Below are 19,686 nucleotides of genomic sequence, written 5' to 3'. Positions count from 1 at the left end.
GGGGGGGGGGGGGGGGGGGGGGGGGGGGGGGGGGGGGGGGGGGGGGGCGCCCCCCCCCCCCCCCCCCGGCCGGACTGCCTACGGTTCGGTGCGCTCGCTGCGCTGCTCGCCCTGCGCCTGGATGGCGGTGATGGCGACGGTGTTGACGATGTCCTGCACCAGCGCGCCGCGCGAGAGGTCGTTCACGGGCTTGCGCAGACCCTGCAGAACGGGGCCGACCGCGACCGCGCCGGCCGAGCGCTGCACGGCCTTGTAGGTGTTGTTGCCCGTGTTGAGGTCGGGGAACACCAGGACGGTGGCCTTGCCCGCCACCTGCGAGCCGGGCAGCTTGGTCGCGGCGACGCGGGCGTCGACGGCGGCGTCGTACTGGATCGGGCCCTCGACCAGCAGCTCCGGGCGGCGCTCGCGCACCAGCTCGGTGGCCTTGCGGACCTTGTCGACGTCGGCGCCGGAGCCGGAGGTGCCGGTGGAGTACGACAGCATCGCGATGCGCGGCTCCACGCCGAACTGCTTGGCGGTCTCGGCGGACTGGATGGCGATGTCCGCGAGCTGCTCGGCGTTCGGGTCGGGGTTGACCGCGCAGTCGCCGTAGACCAGCACCCGGTCGGCCAGGCACATGAAGAAGACCGAGGAGACGATCTGGGCGCCCGGCGCGGTCTTGATGATCTCGAAGGCCGGCCGGATGGTGGCGGCCGTGGAGTGCACGGCGCCGGAGACCATGCCGTCGGCCAGGCCCTCCTGGACCATCAGGGTGCCGAAGTACGACACGTCGGCGACGACGTCGTGCGCCAGCTCCAAGGTCATGCCCTTGTGGGCGCGGGCCTTGGCGTAGATCTCGGCGAAGCGGTCGCGCAGCGGGGAGGTCTGCGGGTCGATGACCTGGGCGGCGGCCAGGTCGATGCCCAGCTCGGCGCCGCGCTTGCGCACGGCGTCCTCCTCGCCGAGCAGGATCAGGTCGCACACGTCGCGGCGCAGCAGCACGTCGGCCGCGCGCAGCACGCGCTCCTCGGTGCCCTCGGGCAGCACGACCCGGCGGCGGGCGGAGCGGGAGCGCTCGATCAGCTCGTGCTCGAACATCATCGGCGTGACGCGCTCGGAGCGGGCCACCGAGATGCGCTGGGTGAGCGCGGCGGTGTCCACGTGCCGCTCGAACAGGCCGAGGGCGGTCTCGGCCTTGCGCGGCGAGGACGCCTCCAGCTTGCCCTCGATCGCAAAGAGCTCCGCGGCGGTGGGGAAGGAGCCGCCGGGCACGGAGACCACCGGGGTGCCGGGCGCCAGGCGGCCGGCCAGGGCCAGGATGTCCGGGCCCGGGCGCTCGTCCAGCGTCAGCAGCACACCGGCGATGGACGGGGCACCGGCGCTGTGCGCGGCCAGCGCGCCGACGATCAGGTCCACGCGGTCGCCTGGGGTCACCACCAGGCAGCCCTCGGTCAGGGCGGGCAGGAAGACCGGCAGCATGGCGCCGCCGAAGACGAAGTCCTTGGCGTCGCGCGAGAGGCCCGCGTCGTCGCCGAGGAGCACCTCGGCGCCCAGCTTGTCCACGATCTGGCGCACGGTCGGCGCGGAGAGCGAGGAGTCCTCCGGCAGCGCGTAGCAGGGCACCGGCAGGCTCGCCGAGAGCTGGGCGGCGATCTCCTCGCGGTCGCCCGGGGCGATGCGGTTGACCACCAGGGCGACGACGTCGCAGCCCAGCGACTGGTACGCCCGGTAGGCGTTGCGGGCCTCGGCGCGCACCGACTCCGCCGACTGCTCCTGGCCGCCGACCACGGTGATCAGCGAGGCGGCGAACTCGTTGGCCAGGCGGGCGTTGAGGGCCAGCTCGTCGGGCAGGGTGGTGCCGGCGAAGTCGGTGCCGAGCACGAGGACGTACTCGTAGTCGCGGGCGACCGCGTGGAAGCGGTCGACCAGCCGGGAGACCAGCTCCTCGGTGCCGCGCTCGGCCTGCAGCGCGGCGGCCTCGGCGTAGGTCAGGCCGACCACGCCGTCGGCCGGCTGCGTCAGCCGGTAGCGCGAGCGCAGCAGGTCGAAGAGGCGGTCCGGCCCGTCGCCGTGGAAGAGGGGGCGGAAGACGCCCACCTTGTCGACATGCCGGGTCAGCAGCTCCATGACCCCCAGCTCGATGACCTGGCGCCCGTCGCCCCGGTCGGTCCCGGTCACGTACACGCTGCGCGTCACGCGTGCTCTCCTTGATCCTTCGCCGTGTTCACCTGGTGCGGGCCGTTCCGCCCGCCCCGAAGAAATACCCGTTAGGGTGGTCTTGCCCTCTTGACAATACCTGTGCCTGTGGTTAAGGCGCGCGTCAGGAGTCCGGCGGTGGGAGTGAGACAGGCCCGCCCGGCCCGTGAAACAATCGGTCCGGCTCACAGGTACCAGTAGCGAGCAGGAGACACAGCACGATGCGCATCGGAGTCCTCACCGCGGGCGGCGACTGCCCCGGTCTGAACGCCGTCATCCGCTCGGTGGTGCACCGGGCCGTCGTCGGCCACGGTGACGAGGTCATCGGTTTCGAAGACGGCTTCAAGGGACTGCTCGACGGCCGCCACCGCAAGCTCGACCTGGAGGCCGTCAGCGGCATCCTGGCCCGCGGCGGCACCATCCTCGGTTCCTCGCGCCTGGAGCGCGCCCGCCTGCGGGAGGCGTGCGAGAGCTCCAAGGAGCTCGCCCGTGAGTACGGCATCGACGTCCTCATTCCCATCGGCGGCGAAGGCACACTGACCGCCGCCCGGATGCTCTCGGACGCGGGCCTGCCCGTGGTCGGCGTTCCCAAGACCATCGACAACGACATCTCCTCCACGGACCGCACCTTCGGTTTCGACACCGCCGTCGGCGTCGCCACCGAGGCCATCGACCGCCTCAAGACCACGGCCGAATCCCACCAGCGGGTGATGGTCGTCGAGGTCATGGGTCGCCACGCCGGGTGGATCGCGCTGGAGTCCGGCATGGCCGGCGGCGCACACGGCATCTGCCTGCCCGAGCGTCCCTTCGACCCCGCCGACCTGGTGAAGATGGTGGAGGAGCGCTTCGCCCGCGGCAAGAAGTTCGCCGTCATCTGCGTCGCGGAGGGCGCGCACCCCGCCGACGGCACGATGGACTACAAGAAGGGCGCCATAGACCAGTTCGGCCACGAGCGCTTCGCCGGCATCGGCACCAAGCTCGCCGGCGAGCTCGAACGCCGCCTGGGCAAGGAGGCCCGCCCGGTCATCCTCGGCCACGTCCAGCGCGGCGGCACGCCCACCGCGTACGACCGCGTCCTCGCCACCCGCTTCGGCTGGCACGCCGTCGAGGCCGCGCACCGCGGCGACTTCGGCAAGATGACCGCGCTCAAGGGCACCGACATCCACATGGTGCCGCTCGCGGACGCGATCACCGAGCTCAAGCGCGTGCCGGAGAACCGCATGGACGAGGCGGAGTCGGTCTTCTAGCGCGCCCCCGCGCCCGTTCGTAACGCGAGGACCCCCGCCCGACACCGTCGGCCGGGGGTCCTCGCGCACGGCGCCCCGTCAGGGGCGCGGGGAACTGCGCGACCAGCCACGATGCGCCTGCAGGCGGGTGCCGTGCCCGGACCCCGGGCGACGCGTTCGGCTGCGGGCCGTCGGTGGCCGATTGCGCCCACGCGGCGGCAGCCGCAAATCGGCACTGCCCCGCGCCCCTGGCGGGGCGCTGTCGGCCGGGGCCCTCGCGCAGGGTGCCCTCTAGGGGCGCGGGGAACTGCGCGACCAGCCACGACGTGCCCGCAGGGAGTGCCCCGGGGTGGTGCCCCGGCTGCGGGCCGTGGGTGGCCGATCGCGCCCACGCGGCGGCAGCCGCAAATCGGCACTGCCCCGCGCCCCTAACGGGGCGCACCGCTTACTGCGTGCCGATCGCCTCCAGCGCGTCCAGTTTTGCCGCGCGGCGGGCCGGCCAGACCGCGGCCAGGACTCCGACCGCCAGGGCCAGCAGCAGGAAGACCGCGATCCGCGCCCACGGCACGACCATCTCGTACTGCGGGAAGGAGGAGCGCAGCAGGTGGCCGCCGGACCAGGCCAGGAAGACGCCGGCCGCCACGCCCAGCACCGCGCCGAACATCGCGATCATCACGGACTCCAGCCGTACCATCCGCTTGACCTCGCGCCGGTCCAGGCCGATGGCGCGCAGCATCCCGATTTCCCGCGTGCGCTCGAAGACCGACATGGCCAGGGTGTTGACGACGCCGACGACCGCGATCACCACGGCCATGCCCAGCAGCCCGTACATCAGGTACAGGATGTCGTCGATGTTGCCCGCGTCGGCGCGGCGCAGGTCGTCCTGGCTCTCGACCTTGATGAGCGGGTTGCCGCCGAGGGTCTCCTTGATCTTCTTCGGGAGCTCCCGGGCCCGGCCCGGCGCGGCCTTCACCAGCACCTGCTCGTCGCGCACCTTCTCCAGGTGCGGATCCACCAGGGCGTAAGCGGTGAGTACGGAGGACAGCACGTCGTTGTCCTTGTAGACGGCGACGACGCGCGGGGCGGCCTTCTTGCCGTCGTAGAAGGACATCGGCAGCGTGGCCCCCGTCGTCAGCCGGTGCTCGGCCGCGAACTTGTCGGAGACGGCGACCGAGGCCGTGCCCCGCACGTCGGCGAGCGAACCGCTGACGACGTGGACGTCGACCACCTTGCCCAGGGCCCGCGTGTCCGTCGCCGTGGCCAGCGCCGGGCTCCCGTCCGACTGGAAGCCGGCCGACCGCAGGGGTACGGCCGTCGCCACGCCCGGCTGCCCGGCCAGCGTCCGGGCGACGTCGGGGGAGAGTCCGAGGTGGTTGGAGGAGCTGACCTTGTAGTCGGCGGTCATGTCCTGCGCGCCCATCGAGGCCATGCCCCGGTCCGCCGAGACGGCGGCCACCGTCAGGCCCGTGATCAGCGTGAGGCCGATCATCAGCGCGGACGCCGTGGCGGCCGTACGGCGCGGGTTGCGCAGGGCGTTCTGCCGGGCCAGCTTGCCGCTGACGCCGGCCAGCCGGATCGCGAGGCGGCCGAAGAACCGCACCACCGGGCGGGAGAGCAGGGGCGCCAGCACGATCAGACCCGTGAGGGTGAGCGCCGAGCCGGCCATCGCGTACTGCATGCCGCTGCTGTCCTTGAACGTCGTCACGTACAGCATGAGCGCCGCGCCCGCCGCGGTGAGCACCGCGCCGATCGCACCCCGCACGGCCAGGCCGCGCGGGGCCGGGGCCTGGTCGACGGCGGCCAGCGCCTCGACCGGGGCGATGCGTGCCGCCTTGCGGGACGGCAGCCACGCGGCGAGCACCGTCACGACGACGCCGACGCCCAGGGCGGACAGCACCGCCGACGGCCGTACGACCAGCGGACCGTCGGGCAGGCTCGCGCCGGTCGCATTGAGCACCGGGTGCAGTCCGGTGGCCACGCCCATGCCGAGGACGAAACCGGCGACCGAGGCGACCAGGCCCAGCAGCCCGGCCTCGATCAGCACCGAGCGCACGACCTGGCGGCGGGAGGCGCCCACGGCGCGCAGCAGCGCGATCTCCCGGCTGCGCTGGGCCACCAGCATGGTGAAGGTGTTGGCGATGATGAAGACGCCGACGAAGAGGGAGATGCCCGCGAAGACCAGCAGCGTCTTGCGGATGGAGCGCGTCTGCTCGTCGATCATCTTCCCCTGCGTGGCGGCGAGCTCCTTGCCGCTCGTGGCCTCCAGGCTCTTCGGCAGCATCGCGCGGACCTTCGAGGTCAGCGCCGACTGGTCGGTGCCGGGGGTCGCCGAGACCACCAGCTCGGAGTACTCGCCGGGCGTGCCGAAGAGCTTCTGCGCCGTCGGGGTGTCGAACAGCGCCAGGCCGGCGCCCGCGCTCACCCGCGGATTGTCGGTGGTGACGATGCCGACGAGCTTCTTGGACACGACCGGGCCGTCGACGGCCATCCGCACGGTGCCGCCGAGCGTGACGCCGAGTCTGCCCGCGGTCTTCACGTCCAGGGCCACCTCGTCCTCGGCGGCCGGGCCGCGGCCCTTCACCAGCGGGTAGCGGCTGTCCTTGCCGTCCTTGCCGGGCACGTAGTTGGCGCCGTCGCTGCCCCAGGCACCGCCGACGGGATCGTTGTTCCGGTCCGCGATCAACGGCAGGCCGGTGACCGAGGGACGTACGGAGGCGACGCCCGGCAGGGCGGCGATGCGCCGCGCCGTCCGTTCGTCGAGGACGGCCCGCTCGCCGGCGTCGGTGCCGGCGCGACCGCCGCCGCCCGCGGTCACGGAGACGGCGACGTCGTCGAGGCTCTTGGCCATCCGGTTGCGGTAGGCGCTGCCCACCGAGTCGCTGAAGATCAGGGTGCCGGTGACGAAGGCGGTGCCGAGCAGCACCGCCAGGGCGGTCATCATCAGCCGGGTCTTGTGCGCGAGGAGATTGCGCAGGGCGGTACGGAACACGTGGGGTCCTGGGTGTGGTGGGACGGGGACGGCGACGGCAGGCTCAGCTGGTGCGGCCCTTGGCGTCGAACAGGCGCATCCGGTTGAGGACGGAGTCGGCCGTGGGCCCGTGCATGTCGTCGACGATGCGGCCGTCGGCGAGGAAGACGACGCGGTCGGCGTAGGAGGCGGCGACCGGGTCGTGCGTGACCATGACCACCGTCTGCCGCAGGGCGCGCGTCGACTCCTTCAGGAAGCCGAGGAGTTCGGCGCCGGAGCGCGAGTCGAGATTGCCGGTGGGCTCGTCGGCGAAGACGATCTCCGGCCGCGAGGTCAGCGCCCGCGCCACGGCCACGCGCTGCTGCTGCCCGCCCGACAGCTGGCTCGGCCGGTGCCCCAGCCGCCCGGACAGCCCCAGCGTCTCCACGATCCGCTGCATCCACTCCGCGTCCGGCCGGCGGCCCGCGATGCTCAGGGGCAGGGTGATGTTCTCCAGTGCGGTCAGCGTCGGCAGCAGGTTGAACGCCTGGAAGACGAACCCCACCCGGTCCCGGCGCAGCCGGGTCAGCTGCCGGTCGCCGAGGCTGCTCAGCTCGACGTCCCCGATCCGTACGGAGCCGGACGAGACGGTGTCCAGCCCGGCCATGCAGTGCATCAGCGTGGACTTGCCCGACCCCGAGGGGCCCATGATCGCGGTGAATTCGCCCTGCCGGAACTCCACGGAGACCGCGTCCAGGGCGGTGACCCGCGTCTCCCCCTGCCCGTAGACCTTGCACAACCCCTCGGCGCGGGCGGCGACGGTGGGGGTGGATGCGGGGGGAGCTGGACGGGCAGCCGCGTACGACACGGGTCTCCTCCGGGGAGTGGGGGCCTGGGAACCGGGAATCGCTGGAATCAGCGATTCCAATTCTTGGCCCGCCCCCCGGCCCGGACGTCAGCCCCCAGGCCGGAATCCGCCGTCACCCTGCGGGACCGCAGTACCGCAGCGGCGTAGCACTTCAGACGTACGCCATCCTCCCCAAGAGCCACACCGGGCCCTGTCCTCACCCCTTCACCGCGCCCCCCAGCGCGAAGCCGCCGCCCAGGCGGCGGGCGATGAGGGCGTAGAGGAGGACGACGGGGGTGGAGTACAGCACGGAGAAGGCCGCCAGCTGGCCGTAGGCCACCTGGCCGTAGTTGCCGAAGAACGTGAAGATGCTGACCGACGCCGGGAGTTGGTCCGGGGTGAGCAGGAGCATGAAGGGCACGAAGAAGTTGCCCCACATCATGATGAAGCAGTAGATCGTCACCACCGCCAGCCCGGGGCCCATCAGCGGCAGGACCACCCGCACCAGCGCCTGGGCGCGGCCCGCGCCGTCCGTCCAGGCGGCCTCCTCCAGCATCACCGGCACGCCGTCCATGAAGTTCTTCATCAGCCAGATGGCGAAGGGCAGTTGGGCGGTGGCCAGGAACAGCGCGGTGCCGTGCAGGGTGTCGATCAGGTCGATGCGCACGAAGAGCCCGTACACCGGCACCATCACGGCCGTGATCGGCAGGCACGTCGCGAACAGCACCCCCAGCAGGTACGGCCGCGCCAGGCGCGAGCGGTAGCGGGAGAGCGGGTACGCGGCGAGGGCGGCGCACACGATCGTCACCGCGGTCGCCCCGCCGCACAGCAGGACGCTGTTGAGCATGGGCCGGAAGGTGATCTCGTCGGTCAGGACGGCCGAGAAGTTCGCCGTCGTCGGCTCCGGGGGCACCCGCATCCGAAGCCCCGCCCCGGCGTCCACCGAGGCGAGCAGCAGCCACAGCAGGGGCGCGGCGAAGGCGGCGAGGAGCACGAGCAGCGCGGCATCGGCTGCCAGACGCTGCCGTACGGGGCGTGGGAGGCGGAAGCGGCGGCGGGCGGCGAGCGGGCGCATGGCACCTCCGGGCGGCGCGGCGGCGCGTACGGCCGGTACGGACGCGGCCGTGTACAGCGGGAGGGTAGCGCGGGCCCGCCCGGACCAGGGAGGGCGCCGTCACTCCGGGGCGGGCGGTGCGGGCCGGGCGGCGGCCCGGGCCTGGATCACCGCGGCGGTCGCGGTGACGCACCCGCCGACGGCGGTGAGCAGGCCGCCGAGGGCGGTGAGGAGGGCGACGGTGTCGGACGGCCCGGGGGCCTGGCCGCCGGTCGTGCCCGTGCCGGCGCCGACGCCGACGCCGGCACCCGCGTTCGGGTTGGCGGGCACCTGCTCCGGCGGTGCGGCGGTGGCGGGGGCGGACGGAACATCGGGCGTGCCCCGCGTGGGCGTCGCCGGAGCGGGCGAGCCGACCGGCGGCGTCCACTGCGGGGTCCCCTGCGGCGGGCGGGAGCCCTGTTGAGGGGAACCGCCGGGCGACAGCTGCAGCACCACGCCCAAGCCCGCCAGCAGGACGACCACCAGGCCGCCCCACACGAGGGTGTGCGAGCCGGACCGCCCCGGGCCGCGAGCCGCGGCCACGGGCGCTCCGGGCTGCCGCGGCTGCACCGGTCGCGGCGACGGCCCGAGCGGCGCCGGCCGCTCCGGCCGCTGCCGCGGCCCGCCGCCGTACGCGCCGATCCGGCGCCACGGCAGCAGCGTGGCCGCCGCCAGGCACACCGCCGCGACCGCCGTCCAGCCCAGTGCCCGTACGGAACCGCCCGCCACCAGCACCAGGACCAGCGCCCCGCAGCACGCGGCCGCGCCGGCTCCGGCCAGCACACGCCCCCGGCGCAGGCGCCGTTCCGCGCGGCGCACGCCCGCCCCGCCCTCGCTCGCCATGGCGCCAGGCTAGGCGCCCCGGGGGCCGACCGGCAGGGCAATCGTCAGGGTGCGGCGGCGTAGATGTGGCTCGCGAACTCGGCGACGCGGTCCTCGGACAGGTGCCGGGCCACGTCCGCCTCGCTGATCATGCCGACCAGCTGTTTGTGCTCGATGACCGGCAGGCGCCGGATGCGGTGGGTCTCCATCTCGTGCAGCACGGCGTCGACGTCCGCGTCGGCGTCGATCCAGCGCGGGGTGCCCTCGCACAGGTCGCCGGCCGTGACCTTCGTCGGGTCACGGCCGCGCGCCACGCACTTGACCACGATGTCGCGGTCGGTGACGATCCCGCACAGCTTGCCGTTCGGGTCGCTGACGGGCAGGGCCCCCACGCCGATCAGGTCCATGACCTGGGCCGCCCGGGACAGCGTCTCGTCGCGCGTGATCCACTGGGCGCCCTTGTGCATGATGTCCTTGGCCTTCATGTCAGCTTCCCCGGGCGTAGACCATTTCCGCGAACTCGGCGATCTGGTCGTCCGTGAGGTGCTGGGCCAGGTCGGCTTCGCTGATCATGCCGACGAGCTTCTTGTTCTCGATGACCGGCAGCCGCTTGATGCGGTGGTTCTCCATCTCGTGCAGGACGTCCTCCACGTCGGCGTTGGCGTCGATCCAGCGCGGGGTGCCCTCGCAGAGCTCGGCCGCCTGGCAGCGGGAGGCGTCGAGGCCCTCGGCCACGCACTTCACGGTGATGTCGCGGTCGGTGATGATCCCGCACAGCCGCTCGTTCTCGTCGGCCACGGGGAGCGCGCCGACGTTGAGGTCCTTCATCAGCTGGGAGGCGCGCAGCACAGTGTCGGTCTTCTTTATCCACTGGGCGCCCGGGTGCATGATTTCCTTGGCTGTCGTCATGATCTGCTCCTGATCGGGAACGCGAATCACTGTTCTGCCGGCACCTCTCATCGTGCGCCTCGCTCGCGCGCCCTGCGATCGGAGAGCTACTCCGTTCGAGTGAGGGCCTTGCCGGGCGCGGGACGCTGCCCGGTGCCAGACTGATACGGATACGGGCGGGGACAACCGGCGGAACCCGTGGAAGGGAGCACACCACCATGCTCACCACCGACTTCGTCACCGGAGCTCCCACCTGGCTCGACCTCGGCAGCCCCGACCCGGGCGCGGCCGCCGCCTTCTACGGCACGGTCTTCGGCTGGGACACGCAGTCCGCCGGTCCGGACGCCGGGGGCTATGCGTTCTTCAAGAAGGACGGCAGCACCGTCGCCGCCGTCGGCCCCCTCACGGAGGAAGGCGCCGAAACGGCCTGGACCGTCTACTTCCAGACCCCCGACGCCGACGCCACGACGAAGGCCGTCGAGCAGGGCGGCGGCCGCGTGCGCGTCGCGCCCTTCGACGTGATGGACGCCGGCCGCATGGCCTGCCTGACCGACCCCGGCGGCGCCGACTTCTCCCTGTGGCAGCCGGCCGCCGTCCGGGGCCTGGAGAAGGCGTCGGAGGCCGGCGCCCTGTGCTGGGCCGAACTGCACACCGGCGACCCCACCGCCGCCAAGGCCTTCTACCGCGGCATCTTCGGCTGGCGCTCCGAGGACCTGAAGGTCCCCGGCATGACCTACACCGTGCTGGCGACCGCCGAGGGCGACCAGCAGCAGGCCGCCTTCGGCGGCGTGGTGCCGCTGCGCGAGGAATCGGAGAAGCCGCGCTGGCTGCCGTACTTCGCCGTGGAGGACGTCGACACGGTCGTGCAGGTGACGCAGGGCGCGGGCGGTGCGGTGCTGATGCCCGCCTCCGACGTCCCCGACGTCGGCCGCATGGCCTGGCTGGCCGACGGCCAGGGCGCCCCCTTCGCCGTCATCAAGCCGAACCCGCCGGTGCAGGCGGCGTGAGCACGCCGCTCAGCCGGCGCCGGGCCCGCGACGCCGCAGGTCGCGGCTGATACGCAGGTAGCCGACGGCGGCGTACGCCGCGGCGGCCACGGGCACGGACCAGACGACCGCCCACGGGGCCACGCCGATCGAGGCCAGCACGGCGCACAACGGCAGGGTCACCAGCAGGGGCAGCGCCGGGGCGAGGGCGGCGGTGATGTCCAGGCAGTTCGTCATGAGCTCCCCCTCGCGTGACGGGACGCGTCCAGGTAGGAGGCGAGGTCGCGCCAGGCGTCCGCGGGCGCCTGCGGATCGCCGGAGACGGCCGCCGGGTCGTCCCGCCAGGCGGCGCGCACCCCGGCGGAGACACGGCAGTCGCCGCCCGTGAACAGCGCGCCCAGCTCGTCCATGCGCGCCACCAGCTTGCGCACGCGCGGATCGGCCGGCGCGACGCCCGCCGTGCGCAACTCCTGCGCGCGCCGGTAGAGCTGAGGCCACTCGACGTGCAACAGGTAGTGCGCCGCGGGTCCGGCGGCCGCGGCGCCCGCCCGCAGCACCGCCCGGCCGTCGGCGTCCAGGTGGCGGCGCAGCACCGCCTCCGCCTCCGGGCCGCCACCGGCGCCGCCCGCCGCCCGCAGGGCCTCCAGCAGGTCGCCGGGTGACGGGAGGCCGCCCTTCCCGCCGTCGCGGTCCTCGTCGGACAGCCCGGCCTCGTCGGACAGCCCGGCCTCCAGCCGCCGAAGGCGCCCGCGCAGCGTCTCCAGGGCGGCGATGCGCCCCTCGACCTCAGCGAGGTGGTCGCGCACGAGCCGTACGGGGTCGACCCCGGCGTCGAGGCACGCCAGCGATGGACTCCAGCCCCAGCCCGAGGCTGCGCAGCGCCAGCACCTGGTAGAGGCGGACCAGGTCGCCCTCCGTGTACTCCCGGTGGCCGCCCGCCGTGCGCAGGGAGGGGCTGAGCAGTCCGATGGTGTCCCAGTGGTGCAGCGTACGGACGGTCAGCCCGCTCGCCTCGGCGAGCCGGCCGACCTTCCAGGGCGGGGAAGCGGTCGAGGTCATGCCGTCACCTTGCCTCCTGACGCGGCGTGAGGTTCAAGTCGGGGGCGCCCGTGGCGCGGCGTGCTGCTGCTCGTGCCGGCCGTGTCGTCGTGCGGCGGGAGCCGGGGGATCCGGAGGGGAAGGATGTGCGTCGCCCGTCGGGTCCGTGGTGAAGGGGTGGAACGTGACGTGTTCTTGGCGCAAGGCTCTGGGGTGCGCGGCCGTGGCATCGGTCCTGGCGGCCGGACCCGCCGTCCTGCCGGCATCGGCGCACGAGGGCGGCTCCTCCCGGCCCCTCGTGACCTGCGTCGGCAGTGCCACGGTCCGCTTCGCCCCGGGCCTGGCCCTGCGGCCGCGGCACACGCGGATCGGCGGCACCGCGGCGTACACCTGTACGGGCGGCGACCCGGCCGTGAAGTGGGGCAAGTCGGTGATCGAGGGAGCCGGGGAGGCCGGCTGCCTGTCGGTCTCCAGCGAGGCCGTCGAGCGGATCACCTGGAACACCGGTGAGCACAGCACGGTGTTCTACGGCCGGCGCAACGTCGTCCAGCCCGCGGCCGGCGAGGTCCTTTCCCTGGTCGAGGGCACGGTGGTCGAGGGCAAGTACAAGGGCAGCCGGGTGGCCTCACCGGGCGCGCAGCTCGCGCTGAACGTGCCGGACTGCGCCACGGACAAGGGCGTCGAAGTGGTCGACGGGCCCTCCACCCTGCTGTTCACCTGACCTCCCCGGTTCCGGACCGTTTCCTTCGAAACGGCTCGACCGTTGGTTTGGGTGTCGGTAGCCCTCGTCGCTCACGAAGGACAGAACATGCGTCTTTGCCGTTCGCTCGCCGTCGTACTCGGCGGGCTCGCTCTCGTCACGACCACCACCGCGGGTACGGCGACCGCCGCGAGCGGGACGTTCGCCTGGGTGGGGCCCAAGAACAAGGCGTACTCCATCCAGAACCCGCCCGACAACAAGTGCTTCGACATGGGCCAGGAGGCCCGCGGCGCACAGAACGCCACCAAGGGGCCCGTCGTCGTCTACAGCGACAAGCGGTGCAAGGGATCCGCGACACGGCTCGCCCCGGGCCAGTCCGCGCCGAGCGGCGCGCACTTCGCCAGCGTCGTCTTCAACCCGCGCTAGCAGCCGGCCCGCCCCCGGTAAATCGGGTGCGTCGTCGTGCCGTACGTGGGACAGTCCGCGCTGTGGTGATCGACGACGTCGTGCTCCGGCGCGCCCGGAACTCCGATGCGGCCCTCATGGCCGACGTGTGGCTGAGGTCCTTCGCCGCGGCGTTGCCGGACGTACGACGCGTGCACGACGACGCCGCCGTACGGCAGTGGTTCCGGCATGTCGTGGTGCCGCAGGGCGGGGCCTGGGTGGCGGAGGCCGCGGGCGAGATCCTCGGGCTGCTGGTGCTGCAGGGATCCGAGCTGGAGCAGCTGTACCTGGATCCGCGCCGGCGCGGCCGGGGGCTGGGCGACCGGTTCGTCGAACTGGCCAAGCAGCAGCGGCCGCAGGGCCTGGCGCTGTGGACCTTCCAGTGCAACGGGCCCGCGCGGCGGTTCTACGAGCGGCACGGCTTCGTCGCGACCGAACGCACCGACGGGCGGCGCAACGAGGAACGCGAACCGGACATCCGCTACGTATGGCCGGCGCCCGCGTCGCCGCCCGTGCCCGCCTGACGCCGAGGACACCGGGAACACCGAGGAGAAGCAGCCGATGGACCGCACACCCGACGGGGAAGCACGCGAGGCCATACCCGCCGCCGTCTACTGGGGGCTGTTCGCCGCCTGGGCGGCCAACGACCTGGAGGAGCTCCTGACCATGGCCCCCTGGTCCAAGAAGGCCGTCCCACGCCTGGCGGCCCGCTTCCCCCGCGTGCCCCGGCGCGTGTGGTCCCGGGTGGAGGTCACCCAGCCGCAAGTGAACGTCGCGATCGGGCTGATGGCGCTGCTCATCGCGGCGGCCGCGGCGGACGGGGCACGCACCCAGGGGCGCAGCGCCTTCTTCCGGACGGTCCTGACCGGCTTCGGCCTGCACGGGCTGGTGCACATGGGGCAGGCCGCCGCCTACCGGGGCTACACGCCGGGAGTGGCGACGTCCCCCACGATCGTCGTGCCCTACAGCGTCTGGGCCCTGGCCCGCCTGCGCCGGGCCGGCGTCCCGGCCGCCTCCCCGGCCCTGGGCCTCGCCCTGCTGCCCGCGGCGGCGGGCGCGGCGCAAGCCTTGGGCGGCCGCATCACCCGCCGGAGCGCCCCGTAGGGGCGCAGTGCCGCCCTTCGCCCTGGGGCGGTGCGTCGACTGCAGGCCGTCGGTGGCCGATCGCGCAGTTCCCCGCGCCCCTATGGGGCGCTCGCCCTCGTCGCGTGGGCGCGACAAGCCGCGACGTGCCGGGGCCTCGGGGTGGTGCGTCGACTGCGGGCCGTCGGTGGCTGATCGCGCAGTTCCCCGCGCCCCTATGGGGCGCTCGCCCTCGTCGCGGGGCACCACGGCGCCCCGTAGGGGCGCGGGGAACTGCGCGACGAGCCACGACGTGCCCGCAGGTCGGCAAGTGCCTCGGCTGTGGGCCGTCGGTGGCCGATCGCGCCCACGCGGCGGCAGTCGCACATCGGCACTGCCCCGCGCCCCTTACGGGCGCTCGCCCTCGTCGCGGAGCACCACGGCGCCCTGTCAGGGGCGCGGGGAACTGCGTGACGAGCCACGACGTGCCCGCAGGCCGTCGGTGGTTGGTCGCGCCCCCGCGGCGGCAGTCGCAGATCGGCACCGCCCCGCGCCCCTTACGGGGCGCAGCGGGTCAGGGTCACCGGGCGGCCCGGGGCGGTGGTTGTCAGGCAGCGGTCGCCGTCCGCCTGGCGGATCGTCGCGCCCTGGACGGCGAAGCGCTGTCCGGCCGAGCCGTCGCAGCGGCGCAGGGTCGCCGGGCCGCCGGCCGCGGCCGCGGCCAGGCACAGGCCGGCGGCGCGCTGGTAGATCTCGCCGCTCTCGGCGACGAACTGCTGGCCGGGCGCGTTCCGGCAGCCTTCCGTGGTCACCGGGCTGCCGGCGCCGCCCGTGGCGGTCAGGCACATGCCCGTGGTGCGGTGGACGACGACGGCGCGGGGGTTGTTCACCACCCAGTCCTGGGCGGGCGACTGCGCGGTGGCCGGACCCGTGGTCCCGGCCAAAGCAAGGACGAGGGCGGTGGCGGCGAGGAAGGTACGCGTACGCATGCGGGCGACCTTTCCGTCCCCTCCGCCCCGCACACCCCTCCTCACCCGTTCGGATCAGTGGCCGTCCCCCGTCACGGCCACAGTTCGGCGCTCTGTGCGTCGACCGCGGCGCCGACGCGGGCGATCAGTTCGGCCGCCGGCAGCGCGGCCGGGCGCCGGCCGTCGCGCAGGCGTACGGACACCTGGTCGCCGGCGGCCTCGGCGGGGCCGATCACGGCCTGGTAGGGCACGAGCCGGGCCGCGCGGATCCGGGCGCCGAGGGTGCCCTGGACGGGTGCGGCCACCTCGGCCCGCAGGCCCGCCTCCACGCAGCGCCGCACCAGGGCCTCGGCCTGCGGCAGTTCGGCGTCCGAGACCGGCAGCACCGCCACCTGGACGGGGGCCAGCCAGGCGGGGAACGCGCCGCCGTGCACCTCGATGAGGTGGGCGACCGCCCGCTCCACGCTGCCGATGACGGCGCGGTGCACCATGACCGGCCGGTGCTTCGCGCCGTCGGGGCCGATGTAGCTCAGGTCGAAGCGCGCGGGCTGGTGGAAGTCGACCTGGACGGTCGACAGGGTGGCCTCGCGGCCCGCGCCGTCGGCGATCTGCACGTCGATCTTGGGCCCGTAGAACGCGGCCTCGCCCTCCTGCGCCTCGTACGCGATGCCCTCGGCCTCGAGCACCTCGACGAGCAGCGCGCCGGCCCGCTGCCACATGGCCGGGTCGGTGACGTACTTGCCGCCCGCCCCGGGCAGTGACAGGCGGTAGCGGGCCGCCTCGATGCCCATCGCCTCGTAGGCGCGGCGGATGAGGGCGAGCGCGCCCCGCGCCTCCTCTGCGACCTGCTCCAGGGAGCAGAAGATGTGCGCGTCGTTGAGCTGGATGGACCGTACGCGGGTGAGGCCGCCGAGCACGCCGGACAGCTCGGCGCGGTACATGCCGCCCAGCTCGGCGAGGCGCAGGGGCAGTTCGCGGTAGCTGCGGGCGCGGGAGCGGTAGATCAGCGCGTGGTGCGGGCACAGGCTGGGGCGCAGGACGACCTGTTCCCCGCCGAGGTCCATGGGCGGGAACATGTCCTCGCTGTAGTGCTCCCAGTGTCCGGAGATCTCGTACAGCTCCCGTTTGCCGAGGACGGGGGAGTGGACGTGCCGGTAGCCGGCGCGGCGTTCGCTCTCGCGGACGTAGCTTTCGAGCGCGTGCCGTACGGCGGCACCGTCGGGCAGCCAGTACGGCAGACCTGCGCCCATGAGCGGGTCGGTGTCGAACAGGTCGAGTTCGCGGCCGAGCTTGCGGTGGTCGTGCATCGTGGTCTCCTCGGGTGGGGGAGCGAGTGACCACACGGCGAAGCCCCGGGGCACTCGCCCCGGGGCTTTCGACAAGAACAGCTGTCAGCGCGCCGGGACACTCTCCGGCGTCGTCGTGGAGGCCATGAACATGGCGGCGCGCTTCATGGCCGTGACACTAACAGCCGATCACCACAAGCGCAGCTGTGATCTACGCAACGGGCAGTCCCTCCAGGTGGTCCGTCGCGCCGTAGGCCACCAGTCGCAGCCGCCGGCCGTCGCCCTCCCATGAGGACACCGAGGCGTTGCCCACCCGTTGCAGATCGGTCGGCGAGCCGATCCCGGCCAGGATGTGACGCGCCGTCACCGCGATGCCGTCGTGGCCCACGACGAGCACGTGGGCGCCGGGGACGGCGGCGCCCAGCTCGGCGAGCAGGTCCCGTACGCGCAGCGCCACGTCGGCGAGGGACTCGCCGCCGGGCGGGCGGTAGCACCACGCGTCGGTGCGGGCGCGCCGCCGCGCCTCCTCGGGCGCCTCGGCCCGCACGTCCGCCGGGGTCATCAGCTCCAGGACGCCCGTCTCGCGGTCGCGGACGCGCTCGTCGACCAGGACCGGCGGCAGGCCGCGGCCCAGGCGTGCCGCCTCCGCGGCCATGATCTGCCAGGTCTCCCGGGCCCGCCGGTAGGGGGAGCACAGGACGAGGTCCGGTCCCGGCAGCCGGCTCGCGAGCAGGGCGCCGCAGCGCTCGGCCTGCAGCACGCCGAGCGGCGACAGGGGCACCGCGGCGTCGCCTGTCTCGCGCAGCGCGCGCGGCGCCCGGCCGTCCTCGCCGGCGGCCGCGAAGGCGGCGTTGGCGGTGCTCTGGCCGTGGCGGATCACGGTGAGTTCGCCGAGCCGGCAGCGCGGGACCAGGGGGGTGTCCTTCACACGTCCTCCCGCAGCAGGCGTACGTAGACGGCCGAGAACAGGGCGCCGACCAGGAGGAGCAGGAGGGCCACCGCCGTGCCGTAGCCGATCAGCGACTTCAGGAACGCCTGGTCGTACATGAAGACCGGCAGGGTCTGGCTGCGGTTGCCCGGGCCGCCGCGGGTCATGGCCCAGATCAGGCCGAAGACCGAGAGGGTCTGCAGGGTGTTGAGCATGAGGTTGGTGCCGATGGAGCGGCGCAGCATCGGCAGGGTGATGTGCCAGAAGCGGCGCAGGCCGCGGGCGCCGTCGACCTCGGCCGCCTCGGTGACCTCCGTGGGGATCTCCGCGAGCGCGGCGGAGTAGACGAGCATGGAGAAGGCCGTGCCGCGCCAGACGTTGGCGAAGGAGACCACGAGGATCGGCAGGGTGAACAGCCAGTTCTGCTCGGGCAGATGGAGCCGGTCCAGGATCGCGTTGAGCGTGCCTTGGCGGGCGAAGAACGTGTACAGCAGGAAGCCGGCGACGATCTCCGGCACCACCCACGCCGCGACGACGACGGTGCCGGTGGCCGTCCGTACGGGCTTCGAGGCGCGGCGCATCAGGGCGGCGAGGGCGAAGCCGAGGGAGTTCTGGCCGACGACCGACGACAGCAGGGTGAAGACGAGGGTGAGCAGCACCGCGTTGCGGAAGTCCGCATCGCCGAAGGCGCGCCGGAAGTTGGCCAGACCCGTGAAGGAGGCGCTGGCCTGGCCGGTGAGCTGGGTGTCGGTGAAGGCGAGGTAGACGCAGTAGCCGACGGGGCCGGCGAGGAAGAGCAGCAGCAGTGCGGTCGCCGGGGCCAGGGGCAGCCAGCGCCTCATCGCGTGATCACGCCCGCCGCACCGACGATCTCCTTCAGGCGTGCGTCGTAGCGCCGTGCGGCGGTCGCCGCGTCCGCGTCGCCGGTGGTGACGGCCTCCATGGCCTCCTGGATCGCGGCCGAGACCTGCGGGTAGACGGGCAGCGCCGGCCGGTGGTGGGTGTCGCGCACGAGGTCGGTGAAGAAGTCCGTGCCGGGCAGGGCGGTGCGGTACGCGGGGGAGGCCGCCACGTCGTCGCGTACGGCGATCTGGGCGTCCCGGACCGTCCAGGCGGTGGCGTTGGCGGTGGTCTGCAGGGTCTCGATCACCTGCCAGGCGAGGTCCGCCCTGGCCGACCTGGCGCCGATCGCCCAGGACCAGCCGCCGGACATGCTCACCCGGCCGGGGGCCGCGCCGTCCCGGGTGGGGAAGGCGGCCCGGCCCATGACCTGCGGCCACTGCGGCCAGGGGGCTGCGCCCTGCGGCTGCCAGGTCTTGCCGAGCCAGGAGCCGTCCAGGGCGATGGCGAGCCGCCCGTGGGGCAGCCAGTCGCCGGCGACCACGGTGGAGACGTTGGGGTCGAGGGCGTCGGAGGGCGCGGGGCCGAGCTTCTCGGCGAAGACGGTGCGCACGAAGTCCAGGGAGTCCCGGAAGCCCTTGCTGCCGGCGACCCACTTCTTCGCCTTCGGGTCGTACAGCGGGTCGGGGCCGGTGCCGTAGAGCAGCATCTCGAAGCCCTGCATGGTGGCGGCCTCGCCGGCCGCCTTGCCGGTGTAGACGTTCAGCGGGACGACGCCGGGGACCTTGGCCTTGAGGGTGCGGGCGGCGTCGAGGACGTCCTTCCAGGTGTGCGGGGCCCAGTCGGCGGGCAGCCCGGCCTTCGCGAAGAGCGCCTTGTCGAACCACAGGCCGCGGGTGTCGGTGCCGTCCGGCACCCCGTAGGTCCTGCCGTCCTGGGCGCGGGCGGAGTCCTTGGCGGCCGGCAGGAAGCGGGCCCAGGTCGGCCAGGCGGCGAGCTTGTCGTCCAGCGGTCTCAAGTAGCCGCTGGTGGCGTCGGAGTCGATGCGGAAGGTGTCCTCGCGCACCACGTCGGGGGCGGTCCGCGGCGAGCGCATCATCTGCTGGATCTTGGCCGCGTAGTCGTTCTCCGACGCCTGGATCGGCAGCAGCCGCAGCTTCTTGCCCGGATGCTCCTTCTCGAACTGCTGCTTGACCGTGGCGAGGAAGTCGTCCATGTGCCGGACCTTGTTGTCCGTACTGCGCTGGTAGGCGACCTTGACGGTGTCCGGGTCGCCCCCCGCGCCCCCGCTCCCGCACGACGTGACGGCGGCGAGGGCACCGAGGGCGACGAGGAGCACGGGGGCGGTGGTACGCACGGCACGACCTCCTGCACGTACGGGGCCCCGGGACGTACGGGGCGTCGAGTCGTACGTTCCCCTTGCGGCCGCACGGCAC

At 73.6% G+C, this 19,686-nt stretch carries 21 protein-coding genes; 6 read left to right on the top strand and 15 right to left on the bottom strand.

Annotation, left to right across the window (positions count from 1 at the left end):
* Positions 1-78 precede the first annotated feature (78 nt).
* Positions 79-2,175 (bottom strand): phosphate acetyltransferase, encoded by a 2,097-nt coding sequence (pta, locus tag AC27L3_RS26955; RefSeq protein WP_487236667.1) that lies wholly within the window; start codon positions 2,173-2,175, stop codon positions 79-81.
* Between the two features lie 221 nt (positions 2,176-2,396).
* Here pta and AC27L3_RS26950 point away from each other — a divergent pair, with 221 nt between their 5' ends.
* Entirely contained in the window at positions 2,397-3,422 is a 1,026-nt protein-coding gene (locus tag AC27L3_RS26950; RefSeq protein WP_344435692.1) for an ATP-dependent 6-phosphofructokinase, read from the top strand.
* A 424-nt stretch (positions 3,423-3,846) separates the two neighbouring features.
* Here AC27L3_RS26950 and AC27L3_RS26945 read toward each other — a convergent pair whose 3' ends face one another.
* The 6 genes from AC27L3_RS26945 to AC27L3_RS26920 form a co-directional block, all read right to left on the bottom strand.
* Positions 3,847-6,390, bottom strand: coding sequence for an ABC transporter permease (locus AC27L3_RS26945; RefSeq protein WP_487236666.1), 2,544 nt, complete (start codon positions 6,388-6,390; stop codon positions 3,847-3,849).
* 43 nt (positions 6,391-6,433) lie between these two features.
* Positions 6,434-7,216, bottom strand: coding sequence for an ABC transporter ATP-binding protein (locus AC27L3_RS26940; protein ID WP_487236665.1), 783 nt, complete (start codon positions 7,214-7,216; stop codon positions 6,434-6,436).
* Positions 7,217-7,412: 196 nt separating this feature from the next.
* Positions 7,413-8,270 carry a carbohydrate ABC transporter permease gene (locus tag AC27L3_RS26935; RefSeq protein ID WP_487236664.1) on the bottom strand — a complete coding sequence of 286 codons (858 nt, stop codon included), beginning with the start codon at positions 8,268-8,270 and terminating at the stop codon, positions 7,413-7,415.
* 99 nt (positions 8,271-8,369) lie between these two features.
* Positions 8,370-9,131: a hypothetical protein gene (locus tag AC27L3_RS26930; protein WP_487236663.1), complete on the bottom strand. Its 762-nt coding sequence runs from the start codon at positions 9,129-9,131 to the stop codon at positions 8,370-8,372.
* A gap of 44 nt (positions 9,132-9,175) precedes the next feature.
* A complete protein-coding gene (locus AC27L3_RS26925; RefSeq protein WP_487236662.1) occupies positions 9,176-9,595 on the bottom strand; it encodes a CBS domain-containing protein in 420 nt (139 codons plus the stop codon).
* 1 nt (position 9,596) lies between these two features.
* On the bottom strand, positions 9,597-10,019 hold the full coding sequence (locus tag AC27L3_RS26920; protein ID WP_487236661.1) for a CBS domain-containing protein: 423 nt from the start codon (positions 10,017-10,019) through the stop codon (positions 9,597-9,599).
* 197 nt (positions 10,020-10,216) lie between these two features.
* Here AC27L3_RS26920 and AC27L3_RS26915 point away from each other — a divergent pair, with 197 nt between their 5' ends.
* A complete protein-coding gene (locus AC27L3_RS26915) occupies positions 10,217-11,005 on the top strand; it encodes a VOC family protein (RefSeq protein ID WP_487236660.1) in 789 nt (262 codons plus the stop codon).
* Between the two features lie 9 nt (positions 11,006-11,014).
* On the opposite strand, the gene AC27L3_RS26910 is transcribed toward AC27L3_RS26915, so the two are convergent.
* The 3 genes from AC27L3_RS26910 to AC27L3_RS26900 are packed head-to-tail and all read right to left on the bottom strand — an operon-like array spanning position 11,015 to position 12,043.
* Entirely contained in the window at positions 11,015-11,221 is a 207-nt protein-coding gene (locus AC27L3_RS26910) for a hypothetical protein (protein ID WP_487236659.1), read from the bottom strand.
* Complete coding sequence (locus AC27L3_RS26905) at positions 11,218-11,790, bottom strand: hypothetical protein (RefSeq protein WP_487236658.1); 573 nt, start codon at positions 11,788-11,790, stop codon at positions 11,218-11,220. Before AC27L3_RS26905 ends, AC27L3_RS26910 begins: the two co-directional genes overlap by 4 nt.
* Positions 11,771-12,043: a MerR family transcriptional regulator gene (locus tag AC27L3_RS26900; RefSeq protein WP_487236657.1), complete on the bottom strand. Its 273-nt coding sequence runs from the start codon at positions 12,041-12,043 to the stop codon at positions 11,771-11,773. The genes AC27L3_RS26905 and AC27L3_RS26900 overlap by 20 nt, the downstream gene beginning before the upstream one ends.
* 202 nt (positions 12,044-12,245) lie before the next feature.
* Here AC27L3_RS26900 and AC27L3_RS26895 point away from each other — a divergent pair, with 202 nt between their 5' ends.
* The 4 genes from AC27L3_RS26895 to AC27L3_RS26880 all read left to right on the top strand — a co-directional run bounded on the left by AC27L3_RS26895 (position 12,246) and on the right by AC27L3_RS26880 (position 14,270).
* Positions 12,246-12,743, top strand: coding sequence for a hypothetical protein (locus tag AC27L3_RS26895; RefSeq protein WP_487236656.1), 498 nt, complete (start codon positions 12,246-12,248; stop codon positions 12,741-12,743).
* 87 nt (positions 12,744-12,830) lie between these two features.
* On the top strand, positions 12,831-13,148 hold the full coding sequence (locus AC27L3_RS26890; RefSeq protein WP_365969772.1) for a hypothetical protein: 318 nt from the start codon (positions 12,831-12,833) through the stop codon (positions 13,146-13,148).
* A gap of 116 nt (positions 13,149-13,264) precedes the next feature.
* Positions 13,265-13,690 carry a GNAT family N-acetyltransferase gene (locus AC27L3_RS26885; RefSeq protein WP_487236669.1) on the top strand — a complete coding sequence of 142 codons (426 nt, stop codon included), beginning with the start codon at positions 13,265-13,267 and terminating at the stop codon, positions 13,688-13,690.
* A 37-nt stretch (positions 13,691-13,727) separates the two neighbouring features.
* On the top strand, positions 13,728-14,270 hold the full coding sequence (locus tag AC27L3_RS26880; RefSeq protein ID WP_487236655.1) for an HXXEE domain-containing protein: 543 nt from the start codon (positions 13,728-13,730) through the stop codon (positions 14,268-14,270).
* Positions 14,271-14,785: 515 nt separating this feature from the next.
* Here the strand turns inward: AC27L3_RS26880 and AC27L3_RS26875 are convergent.
* From AC27L3_RS26875 to AC27L3_RS26855, 5 genes are all read right to left on the bottom strand, one after another.
* Positions 14,786-15,217, bottom strand: a complete 432-nt coding sequence (locus AC27L3_RS26875; RefSeq protein WP_487236654.1) for a ricin-type beta-trefoil lectin domain protein — start codon at positions 15,215-15,217, stop codon at positions 14,786-14,788.
* Positions 15,218-15,288: 71 nt separating this feature from the next.
* Positions 15,289-16,503 (bottom strand): threonine--tRNA ligase, encoded by a 1,215-nt coding sequence (gene thrS, locus AC27L3_RS26870; RefSeq protein WP_487236653.1) that lies wholly within the window; start codon positions 16,501-16,503, stop codon positions 15,289-15,291.
* Positions 16,504-16,693: 190 nt separating this feature from the next.
* Positions 16,694-17,410 (bottom strand): histidine phosphatase family protein, encoded by a 717-nt coding sequence (locus tag AC27L3_RS26865; RefSeq protein WP_487236652.1) that lies wholly within the window; start codon positions 17,408-17,410, stop codon positions 16,694-16,696.
* On the bottom strand, positions 17,407-18,252 hold the full coding sequence (locus AC27L3_RS26860) for a carbohydrate ABC transporter permease (protein ID WP_487236651.1): 846 nt from the start codon (positions 18,250-18,252) through the stop codon (positions 17,407-17,409). Before AC27L3_RS26860 ends, AC27L3_RS26865 begins: the two co-directional genes overlap by 4 nt.
* Positions 18,249-19,607 (bottom strand): extracellular solute-binding protein, encoded by a 1,359-nt coding sequence (locus AC27L3_RS26855; protein WP_487236650.1) that lies wholly within the window; start codon positions 19,605-19,607, stop codon positions 18,249-18,251. The genes AC27L3_RS26860 and AC27L3_RS26855 overlap by 4 nt, the downstream gene beginning before the upstream one ends.
* Between the last annotated feature and the right edge of the window lie 79 nt (positions 19,608-19,686).

This window comes from Streptomyces sp. PKA51, assembly GCF_057552455.1.
The sequence above is the reverse complement of the archived record's forward strand: the minus strand, read 5'-3'. Positions and strand labels throughout refer to the sequence as shown.

Coding starts and splice junctions, on each gene's coding strand:
- AC27L3_RS26950 (WP_344435692.1), top strand. CDS start 2,397: ATGCGCATCGGAGTCCTCACCGCGGGCGGCGACTGCCCCGGTCTGAAC.
- AC27L3_RS26935 (WP_487236664.1), bottom strand. CDS start 8,270: ATGCGCCCGCTCGCCGCCCGCCGCCGCTTCCGCCTCCCACGCCCCGTA.
- AC27L3_RS26930 (WP_487236663.1), bottom strand. CDS start 9,131: ATGGCGAGCGAGGGCGGGGCGGGCGTGCGCCGCGCGGAACGGCGCCTG.
- AC27L3_RS26925 (WP_487236662.1), bottom strand. CDS start 9,595: ATGAAGGCCAAGGACATCATGCACAAGGGCGCCCAGTGGATCACGCGC.
- AC27L3_RS26920 (WP_487236661.1), bottom strand. CDS start 10,019: ATGACGACAGCCAAGGAAATCATGCACCCGGGCGCCCAGTGGATAAAG.
- AC27L3_RS26915 (WP_487236660.1), top strand. CDS start 10,217: ATGCTCACCACCGACTTCGTCACCGGAGCTCCCACCTGGCTCGACCTC.
- AC27L3_RS26910 (WP_487236659.1), bottom strand. CDS start 11,221: ATGACGAACTGCCTGGACATCACCGCCGCCCTCGCCCCGGCGCTGCCC.
- AC27L3_RS26900 (WP_487236657.1), bottom strand. CDS start 12,043: ATGACCTCGACCGCTTCCCCGCCCTGGAAGGTCGGCCGGCTCGCCGAG.
- AC27L3_RS26890 (WP_365969772.1), top strand. CDS start 12,831: ATGCGTCTTTGCCGTTCGCTCGCCGTCGTACTCGGCGGGCTCGCTCTC.
- AC27L3_RS26885 (WP_487236669.1), top strand. CDS start 13,265: ATGGCCGACGTGTGGCTGAGGTCCTTCGCCGCGGCGTTGCCGGACGTA.
- AC27L3_RS26880 (WP_487236655.1), top strand. CDS start 13,728: ATGGACCGCACACCCGACGGGGAAGCACGCGAGGCCATACCCGCCGCC.
- AC27L3_RS26875 (WP_487236654.1), bottom strand. CDS start 15,217: ATGCGTACGCGTACCTTCCTCGCCGCCACCGCCCTCGTCCTTGCTTTG.
- thrS (WP_487236653.1), bottom strand. CDS start 16,503: ATGCACGACCACCGCAAGCTCGGCCGCGAACTCGACCTGTTCGACACC.
- AC27L3_RS26860 (WP_487236651.1), bottom strand. CDS start 18,252: ATGAGGCGCTGGCTGCCCCTGGCCCCGGCGACCGCACTGCTGCTGCTC.